This window comes from Superficieibacter sp. BNK-5 (assembly GCF_047456055.1).
Lineage (GTDB): Bacteria > Pseudomonadota > Gammaproteobacteria > Enterobacterales > Enterobacteriaceae > Superficieibacter.
In genome coordinates this window covers 797,659-815,921 of record NZ_CP179893.1, presented here as the reverse complement: position 1 = coordinate 815,921, position 18,263 = coordinate 797,659, and the positions used below count along the sequence as shown (strand labels likewise).

Below are 18,263 nucleotides of genomic sequence, written 5' to 3'. Positions count from 1 at the left end.
TCTCCTCCATTTTGTCCCCTGAAGTGTCGTTTACCGGGGCAGATTCTGCAAATGCGTATAAAAGGCCGACGCGTCCATAAAACCGGTTACCCGGCTTTCAGGATGCTCTTTGCCTTCGGCGTCGAAAAACAAAATTGTCGGTAATCCCAGTACGTTAAGGCGTTTTAACAGGGCGATATCTGCGGCACTATTGGCCGTCACGTTAGCTTGTATTAATGCGCTATGACTTAACACCTGACGGACCTGCGGATCGCTGAATGTGTATTTTTCGAACTCTTTACAGGCGACGCACCAGTCGGCGTAGAGATCCAGCATCACCGGTTTGCCCTGCGCCGAGGCCAGCGCCCGATCCAGTTCATCTACACTGGCGATACGGGTAAAGTTCAGATGCGCCTGCTCAGTCGCGGCGGGTGCGCCAAAGGCCCAGTCCTGTAGCGGACGAGCGCAGATAAAGGCTGCGCCGAGAAAAACGATTTGTATCACGCGCATCCAGGAACGCTGCGCCTTCAGGCTGGTAATGAAGGCCCAGCCGAAGAAAGCCACGCCGAGCAGCGCCCACAGGCGTGATCCCCAGATATCGCCGATGATCCGCTCCAGCAGGAAGACGGGCAGGGCGAGAATAATAAAACCAAATGTGGTTTTAACCTGCTCCATCCACGGTCCGCTTTTCGGCAGCAGTCGGTTGCCGAAGACGGTGACGACAATCAGCGGCAGGCCCATGCCCAGCGCGTACAGATACAGCGTGCCGCCGCCGAGCCACAGGTTACCGCTCTGGGCGATGTAGAGCAGAATAGCGCTAAGTGGTGCGGTGGTGCAGGGGGAACAGATCAGTCCGGCAATCGCGCCCATGGCAAATACGCCGCCGGGAGAACCTCCCCGCTGACGGTTACTCATCAGCGTCAGACGCGTCTGGAGCGAGGAGGGGAGTTGCAGGGTGAACAGGCCGAACATGGAGAGCGCGAGCAGGGTGAAGACGATCGACAGGCCGATCAGGACATACGGGTGCTGAAGCGCCGCCTGGAATTGCAGGCCCGCTGCCGCGACGACCAGGCCGAGCGCGGTATAGGTGAGCGCCATTCCCTGAACGTAAATAAAGGCCAGCAGCAGGGCGCGGGAGGTGGAAAGCCGTTGCTGACCGCCGAGGACGATGCCGGAGATCAGCGGGTACATTGGCAGAACACAGGGGGTGAAGGCAATGCCGATGCCGATCAACAGCGCCCACAGGGCGGTGAAGGGGAGGTCTGTGCTTTTCTGCGGCGAGGAAGCGGCATCGGCGTCGTTGCTTCCCCTCACCCCGGCATCTGGAGTAATGGATCCTGACTGCCCTCTCTCCTCAGAGAGAGGGCGTACCTCGCTCACCGGCACTACTCTGGTCTCCGGTGGATAGCAGAACCCCGCAGCGGCGCAGCCCTGGTAGGTCACCGTCAGCGTCGCGCCTTTCCCGGCGGAGCGAATCGTCACCGGGACCGACAGTTGCTGGCGGTAAATCTCACTTTTACCAAAAAACTCATCCTCATGGCTTTCGCCTGAGGGAAGGGCGAGCGGCGCCACGTCCGCCTGCGCAGCGGTAACGTTAATCTGCTGGCGATAAAGGTAATAGCCCTCTTTCACCTGCCAGTTAAGCGTGAGATCGTGCTGATGCTGCTGAAAATCAAAGGCAAATGCCTGGTCGACCGGAACAAAGTTTGAACGCCCGGGGGCGTCAAAAAGCCCGGCAAAAGCGGATGTGCTGCACAGCAGCAGGATCAGCGTAAGGATGCGTTGAGCCATGAGAGGTAATCACTGTCTCCGTGAAGAACGGGTAAAACCAGAAGTTCGGGGGTCTGAAACGGGTGATGCGCTTTCAGGCAATCCAGCAGCGCCTGTTGATGGGCAGGAGAAGTTTTGAGCACCATCTGTACCTCATACTCCTGCTCCAGCTTACCCTCCCAGTAATACAGCGACGTCGCGCCGGGAAGGAGCGTAACGCAGGCGGCGAGTTTATCGCCCAGTGCTTTTGCGGCTAAATCCTGGGCGGTGGCTTCATCCGGGGCGGTACAGAGTACGATAACGGCGTCGGGCGTGGTCATCATCAACCTCGTATCAGGGAAAAGAGGCACTATACCACGGCGAGGGAAAAGGGTTTATCGCGCGGGCCATCCGATGGCCCGCGTTTAACAACATTTACAACAGAATGCCGCCGATAATGAATCCCAGGATCACGCACAGCGAGATGGCAATAACGCCCGGGATTAAAAATGCGTGGTTAAAGACGTATTTGCCGATGCGCGTCGAGCCGGTATCGTCCATTTCTACCGCGGCCAGCAGAGTTGGATAGGTGGGCAGCACAAACAGCGCGGAGACCGCTGCAAACGAGGCAATAGCCGTCAGCGGGCTGACGCCGAGCAGCAGCGCGGCAGGCATCAGCGCTTTGGTGGTCGCCGCCTGTGAATACAGCAGGGTGGCGGCAAAAAACAGTACCACTGCCAGCAGCCACGGATAGTTGTTCAGCAAATCGCCCGCGACCGCCTGGATATCGCTAATATGATGCTTAACGAAGGTATCGCCCAGCCACGCCACGCCAAGCACGCATATACAGGCACTCATACCCGATTTAAAGGTCCCGGCGTTAAGGATCTCCCCGGTATCGACTTTACAGCTCAGGCAAATCAGCGTTGCAATGGTCAGCATAAAGACCACAATCGCTTCGTTACGCGGCAGGATCGGATTGGCAATAAGGCCCACCGTCGGGCTGATGGCGGTGGCATACAGCATCACCGCAATAATGCCGATCAAAAACAGCATCACGGAACGTTTGGCGTGCGGCTTGAGTGTGAAAACCTGGCTGCCGCGCAGTTTGATTTCGCCTTTCGCCAGCCGCTCCTGATACACCGGATCGTCTTTTAGCTCGGCACCGAGGAAGTTACATACGATGGCGGTGAGCATCACGGCGATTAGCGTGACCGGAATACAGATTGCCAGCAGCGTCAGGTAGCTGACGCCCAGCGGCTCCAGAATACCGGCGAAGAACACCACCGCGGCGGAGATAGGCGAGGCGGTAATAGCGATCTGCGAAGCGACAACGGCGATAGATAGCGGGCGCGAAGGGCGAATACCCTGTTCTTTCGCGACCTCAGTGATCACCGGTAATGTGGAAAACGCGGTATGCCCGGTCCCTGCCAGAATGGTCATAAACCACGTTACCAGCGGTGCGAGGAAGGTGATGTACTTCGGATGCCGCCGCAGCATACGCTCTGCCAGGCTGACCAGAAAATCCATCCCGCCAGCGACCTGCATCGCCGCAATCGCCGCGATCACCGCCATAATGATTTCAATCACATCGAACGGGATCGCGCCGGGGGTAATTTGAAAAAAAAGCGTCAGGACGAGGACGCCCAGTCCGCCGGCAAATCCAATGCCGATGCCGCCGAGGCGCGCACCGAGATAAATTGCCAGCAGGACGATAACGAGTTCTGCACCAAACATATATGCCTTCTCTATTTTTAATAAGTTGATATTAAATTGTTGTAATTAGGTAAATGCAAGCAACAAAAAAGGCACGTCATTGCTGACGTGCCTTCATGGTTAGCCAAAAACTGTTACTGTTCGCTTTCATCAGTATAACGTTTTGCTTTATAGGCCGGATGCATCAGGTTCTGAGCCGAGAAGATATCGTCCAGCTCAGCCTCAGTAAGCAGCCCGCGCTCCAGGACCACTTCACGCACGCTCTTGCCCGTTTCAGCGCAAATTTTACCGACGATGTCGCCGTTATGGTGGCCGATGTATGGGTTCAGGTAGGTGACAATCCCGATGGAGTTGTAGACATAGCTTTCGCAGACGGCTTTGTTGGCCGTGATACCGTTGATGCATTTTTCCAGCAGGTTGTAGCAGGCGTTGGTGAGGACGTGAATGGATTCAAACATCGCCTGCCCAATCACCGGCTCCATTACGTTCAACTGGAGCTGACCGGCTTCTGAGGCCATGGTCACGGTGGTGTCGTTGCCGATCACTTTAAAACAGACCTGGTTCACCACTTCCGGCACGACCGGGTTCACTTTTGCTGGCATGATGGACGAGCCAGCCTGCAACTCTGGCAGGTTAATTTCGTTCAGCCCGGCGCGCGGGCCGGAAGAAAGTAGTCGCAGGTCGTTACAGATTTTCGACATCTTCACGGCTAGGCGTTTCAGTGAACTGTGAACCATCACGTAAGCACCACAGTCGGAGGTCGCTTCGATCAGGTCTTCGGCAGGGATCACCGGTAGGTTGCTGACTTCAGCCAGCTTCTGCACCGCCAGCGCCTGATAACCGTCCGGGGTGTTCAGACGCGTACCGATGGCCGTTGCGCCCAGGTTCACTTCCAGCAGAAGTTCAGCGGTGCGCAGCAGGTTTTTCGTCTCTTCATTGAGCAAAACGTTAAAGGCATGGAATTCCTGGCCGAGGGTCATCGGCACCGCGTCCTGAAGCTGGGTACGGCCCATTTTCAGCACGTCCTGAAACTCAACGGCTTTCTTCTCAAAACCTTCACCAAGCTGATGAATGGCGTCGATCAGTTTGACGATAGAGGCATAGACCGCGATGCGAAAACCGGTCGGGTAAGCATCGTTAGTCGACTGGCATTTATTAACGTGGTCGTTAGGATTGAGGAACTGGTACTCACCTTTTTGATGGCCCATCAGCTCCAGGCCAATGTTCGCCAGCACCTCGTTAGTATTCATGTTGACGGAGGTTCCTGCGCCGCCCTGATAGACGTCAACCGGGAACTGATCCATGCATTTGCCATTGTTAAGAACTTCATCACAGGCGGCGATGATGGCGTTTGCCACATTTTTCGGGATGGTCTGTAGCTCTTTGTTGGCCAGAGCCGCTGCTTTCTTCACCATCACCATACCGCGCACAAATTCAGGGATATCGCTGATTTTGCTGTTACTGATGTAGAAGTTTTCAATCGCTCTCAGAGTGTGAACGCCATAGTAGGCATCCGCTGGTACTTCCCTGGTGCCCAACAGGTCTTCTTCGATACGAATGTTGTTTAACATGTAAGCCTTCTCTTTCAAGCTGCCAATGATTACACCAAATACGCAGTATTTATGTGGGTATGCGTATTTTCTGACCGACGATTATCTCCTGAATCGGCCCGGTGCCCACGATCATATGCTGATAATAGCGAATTGCAGTAATCTGGATCACTTAATATGCGTGGGATCGCAAGATAATTATTGATGTGTGAAATATGTCACTCCCCGAGAGGGGGGACCGAAAATAGGCGGGCAATTTGGTTGAACTTTGGTGATTCGCCTCCATCTCATAAGGATGCGTTTTGCAAACCCATTTTGGCAGAGGCTCACTTGCCGCTGCCCACCACAGGAGAAGCCAGTGCGCTGGATACCTTTACTTGCTGTTTTTCTTTACGTTTATATCGAGATTTCGATTTTCATTCAGGTCGCTCACGTCCTGGGTGTGCTGTTAACATTGCTGCTGGTGATTTTCACCTCATTCATCGGCATGTCGCTGGTGCGTAATCAGGGGTTCAAGAACTTCCTGCTGATGCAACAGAAGATGGCGGCGGGAGAAAGCCCGGCCAGTGAAATGATTAAAAGCGTTTCGCTGATCATTTCCGGACTGTTGCTGGTGCTGCCGGGCTTCTTTACCGACCTGTTAGGATTGCTGCTGCTGTTACCGCCGGTGCAAAAGCATCTTACCTTGAAGCTGATGCCGCATCTGCGTTTTTCCCGCACGCCGGGCGGTGGTTTCAGCGCCGGAACCGGTGGGGGCAATACGTTTGATGGGGAATATCAGCGTAAAGATGACGAGCGCGATCGGATTGAGCATAAAGACGATCGCTAACGGGCCTGGATATCTCAGGCCCGTTAAACGATTATGACGGCACCACAATGGCGCGTTTTGGCAAAAACAGCCACAGCGCGGCCAGCACGATAATGGCATACAGGCTTTTCCATCCCACCATCGCCAGTAGCAGCAGGCACAGCAGGCTGCCGATCACCGCCAGCGCCCGATAACGTCCTTTCAACAAACGGCAGCCCGCCAGCATGCACAGCAGATAAATGATGATAAAGATGCCGTTGGCATAGACGATCAGCGCATCCAGATTAATTTGCAGCCCGTAAATCGCGATGGTGCAGATGACGCAGCAGCCCAGCACGGCATTGAGCGCGTTGATCGGCAGCTGTTTTTTTGACAGACGGGCAAGCGGGCTATGCGGTTTATACAGCGCCTGCGACCAGACCAGTCGCGCGAAGCTCTGAATGTAAATATTCAGGCTGGCGAAGCAGGCCAGATAGCCAATAATGCAGGCCACCCACTGCGCCTTAACGCCAAAAAGCTGGACGACGATGGCGGGTAACGAGGCGGCGGCAGCGCGATCTTCGCCATACGCGTTAAAGTGCAGAACCACCACGGTGCAGGCCCAGTAGACCGTCCCGGCCAGCAGTAATCCGATCATCAGCGCCCGCGGGAAATCGCGTTCCGGGTGTTTGAATTCTGAGGCCAGATGGGCAAACGCTTCCAGCCCGACAAAACACCAGAACATCACGGCCAGGGCGGAAAACAGCGCCGGAGCCTGAATGTCCTGCGGGGCAGGGAAGGGGATTTGTGCCAGAGGAATGTCGCCAAACCACCAGATAGCCACAATTAGTGCAACGATCAGCAGTGCCACCAGGCTTTGCAAATTGGCGCTGGAGCCTGCGCCACGCGTGCCGATAAACCAGATGAGTGCGAGGGTGATCAGTTCGGCAATAAGCAATTGCCAGCCATACCAGCCAAACATTGCCTGCCAGAACCCGGCGGCGATATGTAGCGCAGCGGGGAGTCCTACCGGAATAACCGACAAAAATAGCCAGCCGGTAACGCGTTCAAGACGCGGACCAAACGCCATGCCGACAAAGTGCGCCACGCCGCCTGCGCTGGGAAAATGGCGCCCCAGAATGGCGAAGACGATGGCAATCGGAAAAACCAGCACAATCAGCACGGGCCAGGCCCATAAACTGTTATCCCCCGCGACCAGAGCCGCCAGCGCCGGAACGGCAAAAACGCCGGTTCCCAGCAATGATGTGGAAAGTAACCCCACGCCCTGAGCCAGCCCCAGCTCCTGTTTTAATCCAGACATCAACCTGTTCTCAATTAACGATTTACGCGTAACTGATGGTATCACACTCCGTCTGGAGCGCCCTGGCGTCGTAATACGAAGCGATTAATCGCCGGGAATAAATTTTTTTTTCGTCTCCCCCCTTGAAGGGGCAAAAAGCGACCCCCATCTCTCAGGCACCAGTCGGAGAAGCCTGTGGCTCTCTGACGTCATCCATAACTGATAAAGACTTTCTCAAAGGAGAGCTATCAATGAGTATTCGTCCGCTACATGATCGTGTGATCGTCAAACGCAAAGAAGTTGAATCCAAATCGGCTGGCGGTATCGTTCTGACCGGTTCTGCAGCAGGCAAATCAACTCGTGGCGAAATCATCGCTGTCGGTAAAGGCCGCATCCTGGAAAACGGTAATGTGCAGCCGCTGGACGTTAAAGTGGGCGACATCGTGATTTTTAACGATGGCTACGGTGTGAAATCCGAGAAGATCGACAATGAAGAAGTGTTGATCATGTCCGAAAGCGACATCCTGGCAATTGTTGAAGCGTAATTCGCGAACGACACTGAACATACGAATTTAAGGGAAAGAAAAAATGGCAGCTAAAGACGTAAAATTCGGTAACGACGCTCGTGTGAAAATGCTGCGCGGCGTAAACGTACTGGCAGATGCAGTGAAAGTTACCCTCGGCCCGAAAGGCCGTAACGTAGTTCTGGATAAATCTTTCGGTGCACCGACCATCACCAAAGATGGCGTGTCCGTAGCACGTGAAATCGAGCTGGAAGACAAGTTCGAAAACATGGGCGCGCAGATGGTGAAAGAAGTGGCCTCTAAAGCGAACGACGCTGCGGGCGACGGCACCACCACCGCGACCGTACTGGCGCAGTCCATCATCACTGAAGGTCTGAAAGCCGTGGCTGCGGGTATGAACCCGATGGACCTGAAACGTGGTATCGACAAAGCGGTCTCTGCGGCAGTTGAAGAACTGAAAGCGCTGTCAGTACCGTGCTCTGACTCCCGGGCCATTGCTCAGGTAGGTACCATCTCCGCTAACTCCGATGAAACCGTTGGTAAACTGATCGCGGAAGCGATGGACAAAGTCGGTAAAGAAGGCGTAATCACCGTTGAAGACGGTACCGGTCTGCAGGACGAACTGGACGTAGTTGAAGGTATGCAGTTCGACCGTGGCTACCTGTCTCCTTACTTCATCAACAAGCCGGAAACGGGCGCAGTAGAACTGGAAAGTCCGTTCATCCTGCTGGCTGATAAAAAAATCTCCAACATCCGCGAAATGCTGCCGGTTCTGGAAGCTGTGGCCAAAGCAGGCAAACCGCTGCTGATCATTGCTGAAGACGTTGAAGGCGAAGCGCTGGCGACCCTGGTAGTTAACACCATGCGTGGCATTGTAAAAGTGGCTGCGGTTAAAGCACCGGGCTTCGGCGACCGCCGTAAAGCGATGCTGCAGGATATCGCAACCTTGACTGGCGGTACCGTTATCTCTGAAGAGATCGGTATGGAACTGGAAAAATCCACTCTGGAAGACCTGGGCCAGGCAAAACGCGTTGTCATCAACAAAGACACCACCACCATCATCGATGGCGTGGGTGAAGAATCTGCTATCCAGGGTCGTGTGACTCAGATCCGTCAGCAGATCGAAGAAGCTACTTCTGACTATGACCGTGAAAAACTGCAGGAGCGCGTAGCGAAACTGGCAGGCGGCGTGGCAGTGATCAAAGTCGGTGCTGCAACCGAAGTTGAAATGAAAGAGAAGAAAGCCCGCGTTGAAGATGCTCTGCACGCGACTCGTGCTGCGGTAGAAGAAGGCGTGGTTGCTGGTGGTGGTGTTGCGCTGATCCGCGTAGCCTCCAAGCTGGGCGAACTGCGTGGTCAGAACGAAGATCAGAACGTGGGTATCAAAGTTGCGCTGCGCGCGATGGAATCCCCGCTGCGTCAGATCGTACTGAACTGTGGTGAAGAGCCGTCAGTAGTGGCTAACACCGTGAAAGCGGGCGACGGTAACTACGGTTACAACGCGGCAACCGAAGAATACGGCAACATGATCGACATGGGTATCCTGGATCCGACCAAAGTGACCCGTTCTGCTCTGCAGTACGCGGCATCTGTGGCCGGTCTGATGATCACCACCGAGTGCATGGTTACCGACCTGCCGAAAAGCGATGCGCCTGACTTAGGTGCTGCTGGTGGTATGGGCGGCATGGGTGGTATGGGCGGCATGATGTAATTGCCCTGCACCTCGCAGAAATGAATAAACCCCCGGGCAGAAATGTCCGGGGGTTTTTCTTTTGGTCATCTTTTTAGTATAACATTTACACACGGACAGGTTTGTCCCGCTAATTGATAACGAGGAATAACATGCGCGTAAAAGTCTCAGCAGGGATCGTGGGTGTAGCGTTACTGCTGGCAGGTTGTAGCGCCAGTAACGATCTGACCGCCGGTGGGCAGAGCGTTCGCTTTGTTGAAGATAAGCCGGGTGCGGAGTGCCAGTTGGTCGGCACCGCGACGGGCAAACAAAGTAACTGGCTGTCTGGGCAGCACGGCGAAGAGGGCGGTTCAATGCGCGGCGCGGCAAACGCACTGCGTAATGAAGCGGCACAGATGGGCGGCAACGTGATTTATGGGGTGAGCAGCCCAACGCAGGGAATGTTGTCGAGCTTTGTACCGACCGCCAGCGAAATGCAGGGCCAGGTGTATAAGTGCCCGAACTGATTGCCGTTATGCTATGCCCCCACGAGTGGGGGCATGTTAACGCATCAGGCGGAGGCTTTCTGCTTAACGCTCATGCGCAGCTGATACAGCGCACGCATACACTGCTCTTGTGAGAGCGGATGCGCGTTATTCGTCGTGATGGTTCTGACAAATACCTGGCAGGGTTTGTCTTTCAGCTTGCTCAGACGGCGGCTGTAACCCAGCAGGCGACGTGAGATGGCTTCGGCCTGTTTGGTTTCTGATTTACTGCGCGTTTTAACTACCGTGCCGCACTGCTGTTGTTTACCTTCTTCATCGGTATACTGATAAATCATCGCCAGGTAGTGATTGAAAAGCTGTAATTTCCATTCCGGCTGCTGATAGGTGTCATATTCCAGACTTCCATTCTCCAGGCAGTCGACATCATATAACGGCAGGAAGTCGAGCAGAGAAGACAGACGCAGCGACAGCTCGCGCATTTTTGCATTATTTATTGCATGAATAATTGCCTGCACGATTAACGCAATCTGTAGTTCGTTAATTTCGACGTCCAGTATATCGCCGCCGTGAAGGCTCAATTTGAAGAGTAAATTTTCGCCTTTATTGTCGCAAAGTTCCAGGTTGTCTACGCGCTGCGAAACATCAGCATCGCGCAGCTCCTCTACGGTGAGCGTCGGAATACTGGCATGCATCTTTTTGATAACGGCATCACGGGCTTTAGCCAGTACCTGCCGCTGTTCTTCTGGCCTCTGGCTGTGCTGCCAGAGGCGATGTTCCAGCGCGATAAGCAGGTCTCTGAGCACCAGAGCGGGAAGAAAGAGCGTGGTTTCTTTATTTCTTGGCTGTTTAATTTTAAACGCCAGCGCCACAAACGTATCACCCTGACGGATAACTCCGGTATTCATTCCTTTAATATTTATCGCCATTGCGGTTCTCCCTAACCATTTATATAGAAAATAGTTAAAAGTTATTAATAATTAAATTGTATATTTAAGGTCAGTATTATGGGGTGGCATTTTAAAGCACTGAGACAAGAATACAATGACCAATTGTGCTCAGACTGACCTGCTAGTCAGCCTGAATACATTGATTAAATAATTAAATAAAGAAAATTTATTTCTGTCGTAAATGTAAATCAATCGGCGTTTTGCTGGGTTCGCCGCCAATTTCACGTGCCAGTTTCGGTACCATATAACCGGAAATCAGCGTCAACAGTTCACGCATAATCGTTCGCGCTTCCTCATCGCTGACCAGAAAATGCGCCGCTCCCTGAACTTTATCCAGCACGTGAAGATAGTAGGGCATCACGCCAGCATCAAACAGCGCATTGCTTAACGCGGCGAGCGTTTTTGCATTGTCGTTGACACCGCGCAGCAGGACGCTCTGGTTCAGCAGCGTGACGCCTGCCTGACGCAGCGTCGTCATTGCCGTGCGAAAATCTGCGTCAATCTCGTTAGCATGATTGATATGGTTGACCAGCAGGATTTGCAGCGATGAACGGGCAAAACGTGCCGCCAGGGTATCCGTGATGCGAGCAGGGATCACAATGGGCAAACGGCTGTGGATGCGCAGACGTTTAATATGCGGGATGGCCTCAAGGGCAGAAAGTAGCCAGTCCAGTTCGTGATCTTTCGCCATCAGCGGATCGCCGCCGGAGAAAATAATCTCATCCAGTTCAGGATGGGCGGCAATGTAGTCCAGCGCGGTTTGCCAGTTACGCTTGTTCCCTTGATTATCGGCATAAGGGAAGTGGCGACGGAAGCAGTAGCGACAATTAACCGCACAGCCACCTTTTACCAGCAGCAGCGCACGATTCTGGTACTTGTGCAGCAAACCGGGTACCACGCTATGCTGCTCATCCAGCGGATCGGCGCTGAAACCAGGCATGACGATAAACTCGTCCTGCGAGGTAAGTACCTGACGTAGCAATGGATCATGCGGGTCGCCTTTCTGCATACGCGCCGCAAACGCACGGGGCACGCGCAGGGCGAACAGGCGTTTTGCCTCGATTCCTGCGAGCAGGGCGTCATCAGCGTCTATATTCAGAAGACGCAAAAGTTCATCGGGATTGGTAATAACATCGGCAAGTTGCGTTAACCAATCTTCTCGGGACGGGGTATTTAGGGTTACAATATGCGCCATTTTGTGGCTTAGCTACCATTTAACAATTTCAGAGGGCCTTATGGCGACTTACTATAGCAACGATTTTCGTGCTGGTCTTAAAATCATGTTGGACGGCGAACCTTATGCGGTCGAAGCCAGCGAATTCGTTAAACCAGGTAAAGGTCAGGCGTTTGCACGCGTTAAGATGCGTCGTCTGCTGACTGGCACCCGTGTAGAAAAAACCTTCAAGTCTACCGATTCCGCTGAAGGCGCTGACGTTATCGATATGAACCTGACTTACCTGTACAACGACGGTGAGTTCTGGCACTTCATGAATAACGAAACCTTCGAACAGCTTTCTGCTGACGCAAAAGCCATTGGCGACAGCGAAAAATGGCTGCTGGACCAGGCTGAATGCATCGTGACCCTGTGGAACGGTCAGCCTATTTCCGTGACTCCGCCAAACTTCGTTGAACTGGAAATCATTGAAACCGATCCAGGTCTGAAAGGCGACACCGCCGGTACTGGCGGTAAACCCGCTAAACTGTCTACCGGTGCCGTGGTGAAAGTTCCGCTGTTCGTCCAGACGGGCGAAGTGATCAAAGTGGATACCCGCTCTGGTGAATACGTCTCCCGCGTAAAATAATGCGCGTTGTGCCTGCGGGCGTTGGAGGATTTTTGACGTAAGCAGGCATATCGTTCTGGCGCGGCATCAGGCTGCGCCGGCTTGTTTACCCGCCTCTTTTGCTGGTCTGTCGCTTCGCTTCTTCAAAGACTCCTAAAAATTTCTTTCTGGCCGCCATTTTTCAGGATTTTGTCTATGCTTAAGTTGCTATACACAAATAACACTGGTGAATAAAGGAAGAAACTATGTTTAAGAAAACAATTGCTGCGATCTTTTCAGTGCTGGTGCTTTCTTCAGTATTAACCGCCTGTAACACCACCCGTGGGGTAGGCGAAGATATTTCTGACGGCGGTAGCGCAATCTCTGGCGCAGCAACCAAAGCTCAGCAGTAAGGTTATTCAGCGATAAAACGCCATACGGTACGGCTTTTTAGTCGTACCGTTATGACGTGCGTTCAATTATTCTTTCACCTGGGGATAAGAAAGGTGAAAATCGATTATCCATCCGCAGCTTAAGACGAATATTCCGTTTATAGGTATATACCGTTTTCCCACTAATACTGAGCATTCCGGCAATAAGCGGATTGCTGACGCCTTCCAGCCATAACGACAACACTTTCTCTTCCTGACGCGTTAATAACGGGCTGATGGTATGGGTATAGTTCAGCCACGGGCGCGAGCTTAACGCTGACTCAATCATATTGGTAATGTGCTGCAGCTGGGTTTTCTTCGACAGCGTTACCAGCACCGCTGCGTGATGGGTATAATTGCGCGTGGGCCGGTACTGGAGCAAAATCACCTGGCTACGCTCCCCGCAGGCGGCGAAGATGGAGGTAATCAACTGGGTCTGCGAAGGATCATCCTGAAAACCGCTTAAATCTGCGATAACCAGGCTGGGCTGCCAGTGTTCAATATGCTCTCTCGCTAAAAGAAGACTATTCAGACTGGTCACCATGACTGGCGAGGTAAACGTATGTCCCTGCGTCAGCCATTTCTCAAGCCCATGGCGGCTAAACTGGCAGCGGTCAATGATCAGAATTTTATACATAGGGTTTTCATAATTAGAAGACAACGATACCTGGTATCGCAACGGCAATGACGTCATCATAATAAAGAGTAGAAAAGATAAAGGTGGGATTTACGCTGCGAAATAGACGTATTTCTGACAATAAGGCGGCAAATAACACTTAAGTTAAATTATTGAGTTTTTATTCCGGGCAGGTAAAATAACCTCTTCAAACAGCCTGGCGGGACGACCCCTCAGTGCTTTCAACAATGGGGACGGCCCCGAACTGGAGCCAATATGTCCTGGTTAATTCTTGTTATTGCTGGTCTTCTGGAAGTGGTTTGGGCGATTGGGCTGAAATATACCCATGGTTTCAGCCGCCTTATGCCAAGCATTATTACCCTTGTCGCTATGTTTTTCAGCTTTGCCTTGTTGGCATGGGCAATGAAAACGCTACCGGTCGGCACTGCTTACGCGGTATGGACCGGCATTGGCGCGGTCGGTGCGGCCATCACCGGCATCCTGTTATTTGGTGAGTCCGCAAACCCGGCGCGTATCTTAAGCCTTGCGCTGATTGTCGCCGGGATTATTGGCCTGAAACTCAGCACCCATTAATGCGGCTGATCGACCCAGATTAGCTTCTCAACGGCAAAACCCTGCCGGGTCGCGGTATCCAGCATCTGCTCCTTCATTTCTTTAGAAATGGTCGGCGTTCTGGAGAGGATCCACAGATAATCGCGATCCGGCCCGCATACCAGCGCGTGTTTGTACTCTTTATCCAGCGCGATAATATTGTAGCCGCCGTAGAACGGGCCAAAGAACGAGACCTTCAGCGCGGCCCGGCTCGGATCGCCCGTAAAATAAGCTTTCCCTACCGATTGCTGCCACATCCCCCGATCCGGATTATAGCCACGGTTAATGACCCGCAGACCGCCGTCGTCGCGCAGGCTGTAAGTCGCCGTAACCCGCTCTAATCCGCGTTCAAAACGGTGATCGAAACGGGCGATTTCATACCAGGTGCCAAGATAGCGCTGGGTGTTGAAATTATTAATGACGGTGACGCCCGCAGGTGGCGTGGGGGAACTACAGGCAACCAGCAAAAACGCAGCGGTAGCAGTGGCGACAACAGGCAGCAAACGCATGGTATTTTCCTTGCAGGTTTTTAAGCTAAGTGTAGAACCTGGCGGAAAAAATTGCTGTGCGGGAAAATAAAAATCGCCCTCTCATTTTTAATAAGAGGGCGTGTGGATCACATAAAAATGACGCCAACCAGCGTCACGATAGTCAGGATAGCGGCCAGACCATAAAAGACCCACTTGCCGTTAGGAACATGGATTTTCAGGTCGTGCATCATATGGTGAATACGATGCAGGCCACACCACAGCGGCAGAGCGATCATCAGAAAGATAAACGCCCGTCCGATCAGGCTATGGGCAAAAGCCAGCACCCGGTCGTAGCCGAGGGCATCGCCAGGATAAAAGCCCAGTGGTAGCAGAAAGCCAACCAGCAGTATGATGACGGGTGCGACAATGGCACACCACATACCGCCTGCGCCAAAGAGTCCCCAGAATACCGGTTCGTCAGAACGTTTTGGATTGGGATTAATCATCGGAGTCTCCTTACCAGAACAGGGCAACGGCTAAAATAACGACGGTGACAATTATCGTCACCACCCACAGTCCGGTGATCACCGGCGCTGGCCCTAATTTTTCATCTTTCACAATGATATTGGCGGCTTTCGGTGCCAGCTCAAACCAGGTTTTGGTATGAAGCAAGGCTGCTGCCAGTGCAATGACGTTAAGAATGATGATGACTGGATTTTGCAGGAAACCCACAAACCCGGCCCAGTGTTCCGGCCCGTGCTTGAGTGCAAACAGCCCGTAGATCAGCTCAATGCTGAACCAGACCGCCATGATCGCCGTTCCTTCACGCAGCATATAGAAGCGATAAAACGGCAGGTTTTTCCACCAGTTCGTCGGCATTGGCCGCACGTAGGCTTTGCGTTTAGTCGTCATAGTGCACTCCTTAGCGTGGTTTCAGGGTGGCGATAAGAAAGTCTTTCGAGCTTTCAACTTTACCCTGCTGAATGGCGGCAGCCGGATCGACATGTTTCGGGCAGACTTCCGAACAATAGCCCACAAACGTACAGGTCCAGACACCGTTCTGGCCGTTAAGCTGCGCCATACGCTCTTTCTTACCGTGGTCGCGGCTGTCTTCGTTATAGCGATGCGCGAGGGTAATCACCGCCGGGCCGATGAATTCCGGATTCAGCCCGAACTGCGGACAGGCGGCGTAGCACAGGCCACAGTTGATGCAGCCGGAGAACTGGTGATACTTCGCCATCTGCGCCGGGGTCTGTTTGTTGGGACCCTGATCCGGCGTGCGGGCGTTGCCGATAATATAGGGTTTAATCGCTTCCAGGCTTTCGATAAAGTGCGTCATATCGACCACCAGATCGCGCTCGATAGGGAAGTTGCCCAGCGCTTCCACTTTCAGGCCGTGGGTGTAATCGCGCATAAAGGTCTTACAGGCCAGCTTTGGCACCTTGTTTACCATCATGCCGCAGGAGCCGCAGATCGCCATTCGGCAGGACCAGCGATAGCTCAGGTCGGGCGCAAGGTTATCTTTGATATAGCCCAATGCATCCAGCAATGAGGTCTGCTCATCATAAGGCACGTCGTAGAAAGCACTGTGGGGCGCAGTATCCGTTTCCGGGTTATAGCGCACCACCTCAACTTTCATTGTTTGCATCTCAGCCATGCGTGGTCTCCTTCTTCTCGGCGGCTTCCGCTTCTGCACCGTAAACCCGTTTTGCCGGCGGCAGAGTGGTGATCTTCACGTCGCTATAGTCCAGGCGAGTGGTGCCGTCCGCGTCGCGGAAGGCGAGGGTATGCTTGAGGAAATTCACGTCATCACGCTCGGTACAGCCTTCATCAAGACGCTGATGCGCCCCGCGCGACTCTTTACGGGCAATGGCCGAGTGCGCCATACATTCCGCCACGTTCAGGCCGTGCCCCAGCTCAATGGTGTAGAGCAGGTCGGTATTGAACACGCTGGAGGTATCGGTAATGCGCACCCGTTTAAAGCGCTCCTGAAGTTCCGCCAGCTTATCGACGGTTTTCTGCATTAGCTCCGGCGTGCGGTAAATGCCGCAGCCTTCTTCCATCGACATGCCCATCTCATCGCGGATTTTCGCCCAGTTTTCCGTACCTTGCTGATTAACCAGATTTTTCAGACGCTGCTCAACATCGGCGGTCTGCGCATCAAGCGCACCATCACGGGCCGCACCGACTGACGCCGCACGCGCCATCGCCTGCTCGCCCGCCAGTTTGCCAAACACCACCAGCTCCGCCAGTGAGTTAGAGCCGAGACGGTTAGCGCCGTGCAGACCAACAGAAGAACACTCACCCACGGCGAACAGCCCCTGAATGCGGGTTTCACAGTGCTGATCGGTTTCAATACCACCCATGGTGTAATGTGCGGTAGGGCGTACCGGGATCGGATCTTTCACCGGATCGACGCCAACATAAGCTTTTGCCAGCTCGCAGATAAACGGTAAACGTTCGAGAATTTTTTTCTCGCCGAGATGACGCAGATCGAGATACACCACGTCGCCACGCGGCGTCGCGATAGTGTTACCTTTACGCCATTCGTGCCAGAACGCCTGAGAGACTTTGTCGCGCGGACCCAACTCCATATACTTGTTTTTCGGCTCGCCGAGCGGCGTTTCCGGCCCCATGCCGTAATCCTGAAGATAGCGATAGCCGTCTTTATTGACCAGAATACCGCCTTCGCCACGGCAACCTTCGGTCATTAAGATCCCGGAACCCGGCAGGCCGGTCGGGTGATACTGGACGAATTCCATATCCCGCAGCGGGACACCGTGCGAAAGCGCCATGCCCATGCCGTCACCGGTCACGATGCCGCCGTTGGTGTTGTAGCGGTAGACGCGGCCCGCGCCGCCGGTCGCCATGACCACGGCGTTGGCACGAATTTGTACCAGTGTGCCTTCCATCATGTTCATCGCCACCAGGCCGCGTGCTTGTCCGTCATCCACAAGAATGTCGAGAACAAAATGCTCGTCAAAACGCTGGATTTGGGGGAATTGCAGGGAGGTCTGGAAGAGGGTATGTAGCATATGGAAGCCGGTTTTATCGGCGGCAAACCAGGTACGCTCAATTTTCATGCCGCCAAAGCGCCGGACGTTGACGCTACCGTCAGGCCGACGACTCCACGGGCAGCCCCACTGCTCAAGCTGGGTCATTTCCGTCGGGCAATGATGCACGAAGTAGTCCACCACATCCTGCTCGCACAGCCAGTCGCCACCGGCCACGGTGTCGTGGAAATGGTACTCAAAGCTGTCATGATCCTGTGTGACCGCAGCCGACCCCCCTTCGGCGGCAACGGTATGGCTACGCATGGGATAGACTTTTGAGATCAGTGCGATTTTAGCGTCAGGCCTGGCCTGTGCTGCGGCGATAGCAGCACGTAATCCCGCACCGCCCGCGCCTACAATGGCAATATCGGCTTGAAAAGTATGCACGACGTTCCTCCAGATTATTGTTATTTTGCCGCGCGCCCGACGGGCGGCAGCAAAAACGTATCCACTGCTCCTTTATAGGTAAAGCAGTATACCCGTGGCGAAAGAGGGGAAATTTGACGCGTTCGATTTTTTTGCGGTTCTTTATGATGATTTATCACTATTCCTGATGAATTTATCGCTTTTGTGCTCTCTATGAATTATTCGTGT

The 18,263-nt window shown here is 53.6% G+C and carries 20 protein-coding genes; 7 read left to right on the top strand and 13 right to left on the bottom strand.

All coding sequences use genetic code 11. The annotated features are described in order from the left end of the window. Positions 1 to 30: 30 nt before the first annotated feature. The 4 genes from ACMGGS_RS03975 to aspA form a co-directional block, all read right to left on the bottom strand. Positions 31 to 1,770, bottom strand: a complete 1,740-nt coding sequence (locus ACMGGS_RS03975) for a protein-disulfide reductase DsbD (protein WP_414165123.1) — start codon at positions 1,768 to 1,770, stop codon at positions 31 to 33. Further along, positions 1,746 to 2,069 (bottom strand): divalent cation tolerance protein CutA, encoded by a 324-nt coding sequence (gene cutA, locus ACMGGS_RS03970; protein ID WP_414166189.1) that lies wholly within the window; start codon positions 2,067 to 2,069, stop codon positions 1,746 to 1,748. The genes ACMGGS_RS03975 and cutA overlap by 25 nt, the downstream gene beginning before the upstream one ends. A gap of 94 nt (positions 2,070 to 2,163) precedes the next feature. Further along, positions 2,164 to 3,465, bottom strand: a complete 1,302-nt coding sequence (locus tag ACMGGS_RS03965) for an anaerobic C4-dicarboxylate transporter family protein (protein ID WP_176919218.1) — start codon at positions 3,463 to 3,465, stop codon at positions 2,164 to 2,166. Positions 3,466 to 3,578: 113 nt separating this feature from the next. Beyond that, positions 3,579 to 5,015, bottom strand: a complete 1,437-nt coding sequence (gene aspA, locus ACMGGS_RS03960; protein WP_176919219.1) for an aspartate ammonia-lyase — start codon at positions 5,013 to 5,015, stop codon at positions 3,579 to 3,581. 337 nt (positions 5,016 to 5,352) lie between these two features. Here aspA and ACMGGS_RS03955 point away from each other — a divergent pair, with 337 nt between their 5' ends. Next, positions 5,353 to 5,823, top strand: coding sequence for an FxsA family protein (locus ACMGGS_RS03955; RefSeq protein WP_414165122.1), 471 nt, complete (start codon positions 5,353 to 5,355; stop codon positions 5,821 to 5,823). 31 nt (positions 5,824 to 5,854) lie between these two features. On the opposite strand, the gene yjeH is transcribed toward ACMGGS_RS03955, so the two are convergent. Further along, positions 5,855 to 7,102 carry an L-methionine/branched-chain amino acid transporter gene (gene yjeH / locus ACMGGS_RS03950; protein ID WP_414165121.1) on the bottom strand — a complete coding sequence of 416 codons (1,248 nt, stop codon included), beginning with the start codon at positions 7,100 to 7,102 and terminating at the stop codon, positions 5,855 to 5,857. A gap of 230 nt (positions 7,103 to 7,332) precedes the next feature. On the opposite strand from yjeH, the gene ACMGGS_RS03945 reads away from it, so the two are divergent. The 3 genes from ACMGGS_RS03945 (at position 7,333) to ACMGGS_RS03935 (ending at position 9,801) form a co-directional block, all read left to right on the top strand. After that, positions 7,333 to 7,626, top strand: coding sequence for a co-chaperone GroES (locus tag ACMGGS_RS03945; RefSeq protein WP_043081801.1), 294 nt, complete (start codon positions 7,333 to 7,335; stop codon positions 7,624 to 7,626). A 43-nt stretch (positions 7,627 to 7,669) separates the two neighbouring features. Continuing rightward, complete coding sequence (gene groL / locus ACMGGS_RS03940; protein ID WP_414165120.1) at positions 7,670 to 9,316, top strand: chaperonin GroEL; 1,647 nt, start codon at positions 7,670 to 7,672, stop codon at positions 9,314 to 9,316. A gap of 131 nt (positions 9,317 to 9,447) precedes the next feature. Continuing rightward, positions 9,448 to 9,801 carry a DUF4156 domain-containing protein gene (locus tag ACMGGS_RS03935; protein WP_176919223.1) on the top strand — a complete coding sequence of 118 codons (354 nt, stop codon included), beginning with the start codon at positions 9,448 to 9,450 and terminating at the stop codon, positions 9,799 to 9,801. A 44-nt stretch (positions 9,802 to 9,845) separates the two neighbouring features. On the opposite strand, the gene yjeJ is transcribed toward ACMGGS_RS03935, so the two are convergent. Together yjeJ and epmB are read right to left on the bottom strand one after the other, a co-directional pair. Further along, positions 9,846 to 10,706, bottom strand: a complete 861-nt coding sequence (gene yjeJ, locus ACMGGS_RS03930; RefSeq protein ID WP_414165119.1) for a YjeJ family protein — start codon at positions 10,704 to 10,706, stop codon at positions 9,846 to 9,848. A gap of 187 nt (positions 10,707 to 10,893) precedes the next feature. Further along, entirely contained in the window at positions 10,894 to 11,922 is a 1,029-nt protein-coding gene (gene epmB / locus ACMGGS_RS03925; RefSeq protein WP_414165118.1) for an EF-P beta-lysylation protein EpmB, read from the bottom strand. A 40-nt stretch (positions 11,923 to 11,962) separates the two neighbouring features. On the opposite strand from epmB, the gene efp reads away from it, so the two are divergent. Both efp and ecnB read left to right on the top strand, forming a co-directional pair. Next, positions 11,963 to 12,529 carry an elongation factor P gene (gene efp / locus ACMGGS_RS03920; RefSeq protein ID WP_103678629.1) on the top strand — a complete coding sequence of 189 codons (567 nt, stop codon included), beginning with the start codon at positions 11,963 to 11,965 and terminating at the stop codon, positions 12,527 to 12,529. A gap of 224 nt (positions 12,530 to 12,753) precedes the next feature. After that, the gene (gene ecnB, locus ACMGGS_RS03915; protein WP_049839023.1) at positions 12,754 to 12,900 is read left to right on the top strand and encodes a lipoprotein toxin entericidin B; all 147 of its coding nucleotides are present in this window, start codon (positions 12,754 to 12,756) and stop codon (positions 12,898 to 12,900) included. Between the two features lie 49 nt (positions 12,901 to 12,949). On the opposite strand, the gene ACMGGS_RS03910 is transcribed toward ecnB, so the two are convergent. Beyond that, positions 12,950 to 13,555 (bottom strand): response regulator transcription factor, encoded by a 606-nt coding sequence (locus ACMGGS_RS03910; protein WP_414165117.1) that lies wholly within the window; start codon positions 13,553 to 13,555, stop codon positions 12,950 to 12,952. A 255-nt stretch (positions 13,556 to 13,810) separates the two neighbouring features. Here ACMGGS_RS03910 and sugE point away from each other — a divergent pair, with 255 nt between their 5' ends. After that, positions 13,811 to 14,128 (top strand): quaternary ammonium compound efflux SMR transporter SugE, encoded by a 318-nt coding sequence (sugE, locus tag ACMGGS_RS03905; protein WP_414165116.1) that lies wholly within the window; start codon positions 13,811 to 13,813, stop codon positions 14,126 to 14,128. Here sugE and ACMGGS_RS03900 read toward each other — a convergent pair. From ACMGGS_RS03900 to frdA, 5 genes are all read right to left on the bottom strand, one after another. Continuing rightward, a complete protein-coding gene (locus tag ACMGGS_RS03900; RefSeq protein ID WP_414165115.1) occupies positions 14,125 to 14,655 on the bottom strand; it encodes a lipocalin family protein in 531 nt (176 codons plus the stop codon). The genes sugE and ACMGGS_RS03900 overlap by 4 nt on opposite strands. A gap of 107 nt (positions 14,656 to 14,762) precedes the next feature. Beyond that, complete coding sequence (frdD, locus tag ACMGGS_RS03895) at positions 14,763 to 15,122, bottom strand: fumarate reductase subunit FrdD (protein WP_414165114.1); 360 nt, start codon at positions 15,120 to 15,122, stop codon at positions 14,763 to 14,765. 10 nt (positions 15,123 to 15,132) lie between these two features. Continuing rightward, positions 15,133 to 15,528 (bottom strand): fumarate reductase subunit FrdC, encoded by a 396-nt coding sequence (gene frdC / locus ACMGGS_RS03890; RefSeq protein WP_414165113.1) that lies wholly within the window; start codon positions 15,526 to 15,528, stop codon positions 15,133 to 15,135. Between the two features lie 10 nt (positions 15,529 to 15,538). Next, positions 15,539 to 16,273, bottom strand: a complete 735-nt coding sequence (locus ACMGGS_RS03885) for a succinate dehydrogenase/fumarate reductase iron-sulfur subunit (protein WP_414165112.1) — start codon at positions 16,271 to 16,273, stop codon at positions 15,539 to 15,541. Then, positions 16,266 to 18,056 (bottom strand): fumarate reductase (quinol) flavoprotein subunit, encoded by a 1,791-nt coding sequence (gene frdA / locus ACMGGS_RS03880; protein ID WP_414165111.1) that lies wholly within the window; start codon positions 18,054 to 18,056, stop codon positions 16,266 to 16,268. The genes ACMGGS_RS03885 and frdA overlap by 8 nt, the downstream gene beginning before the upstream one ends. Between the last annotated feature and the right edge of the window lie 207 nt (positions 18,057 to 18,263).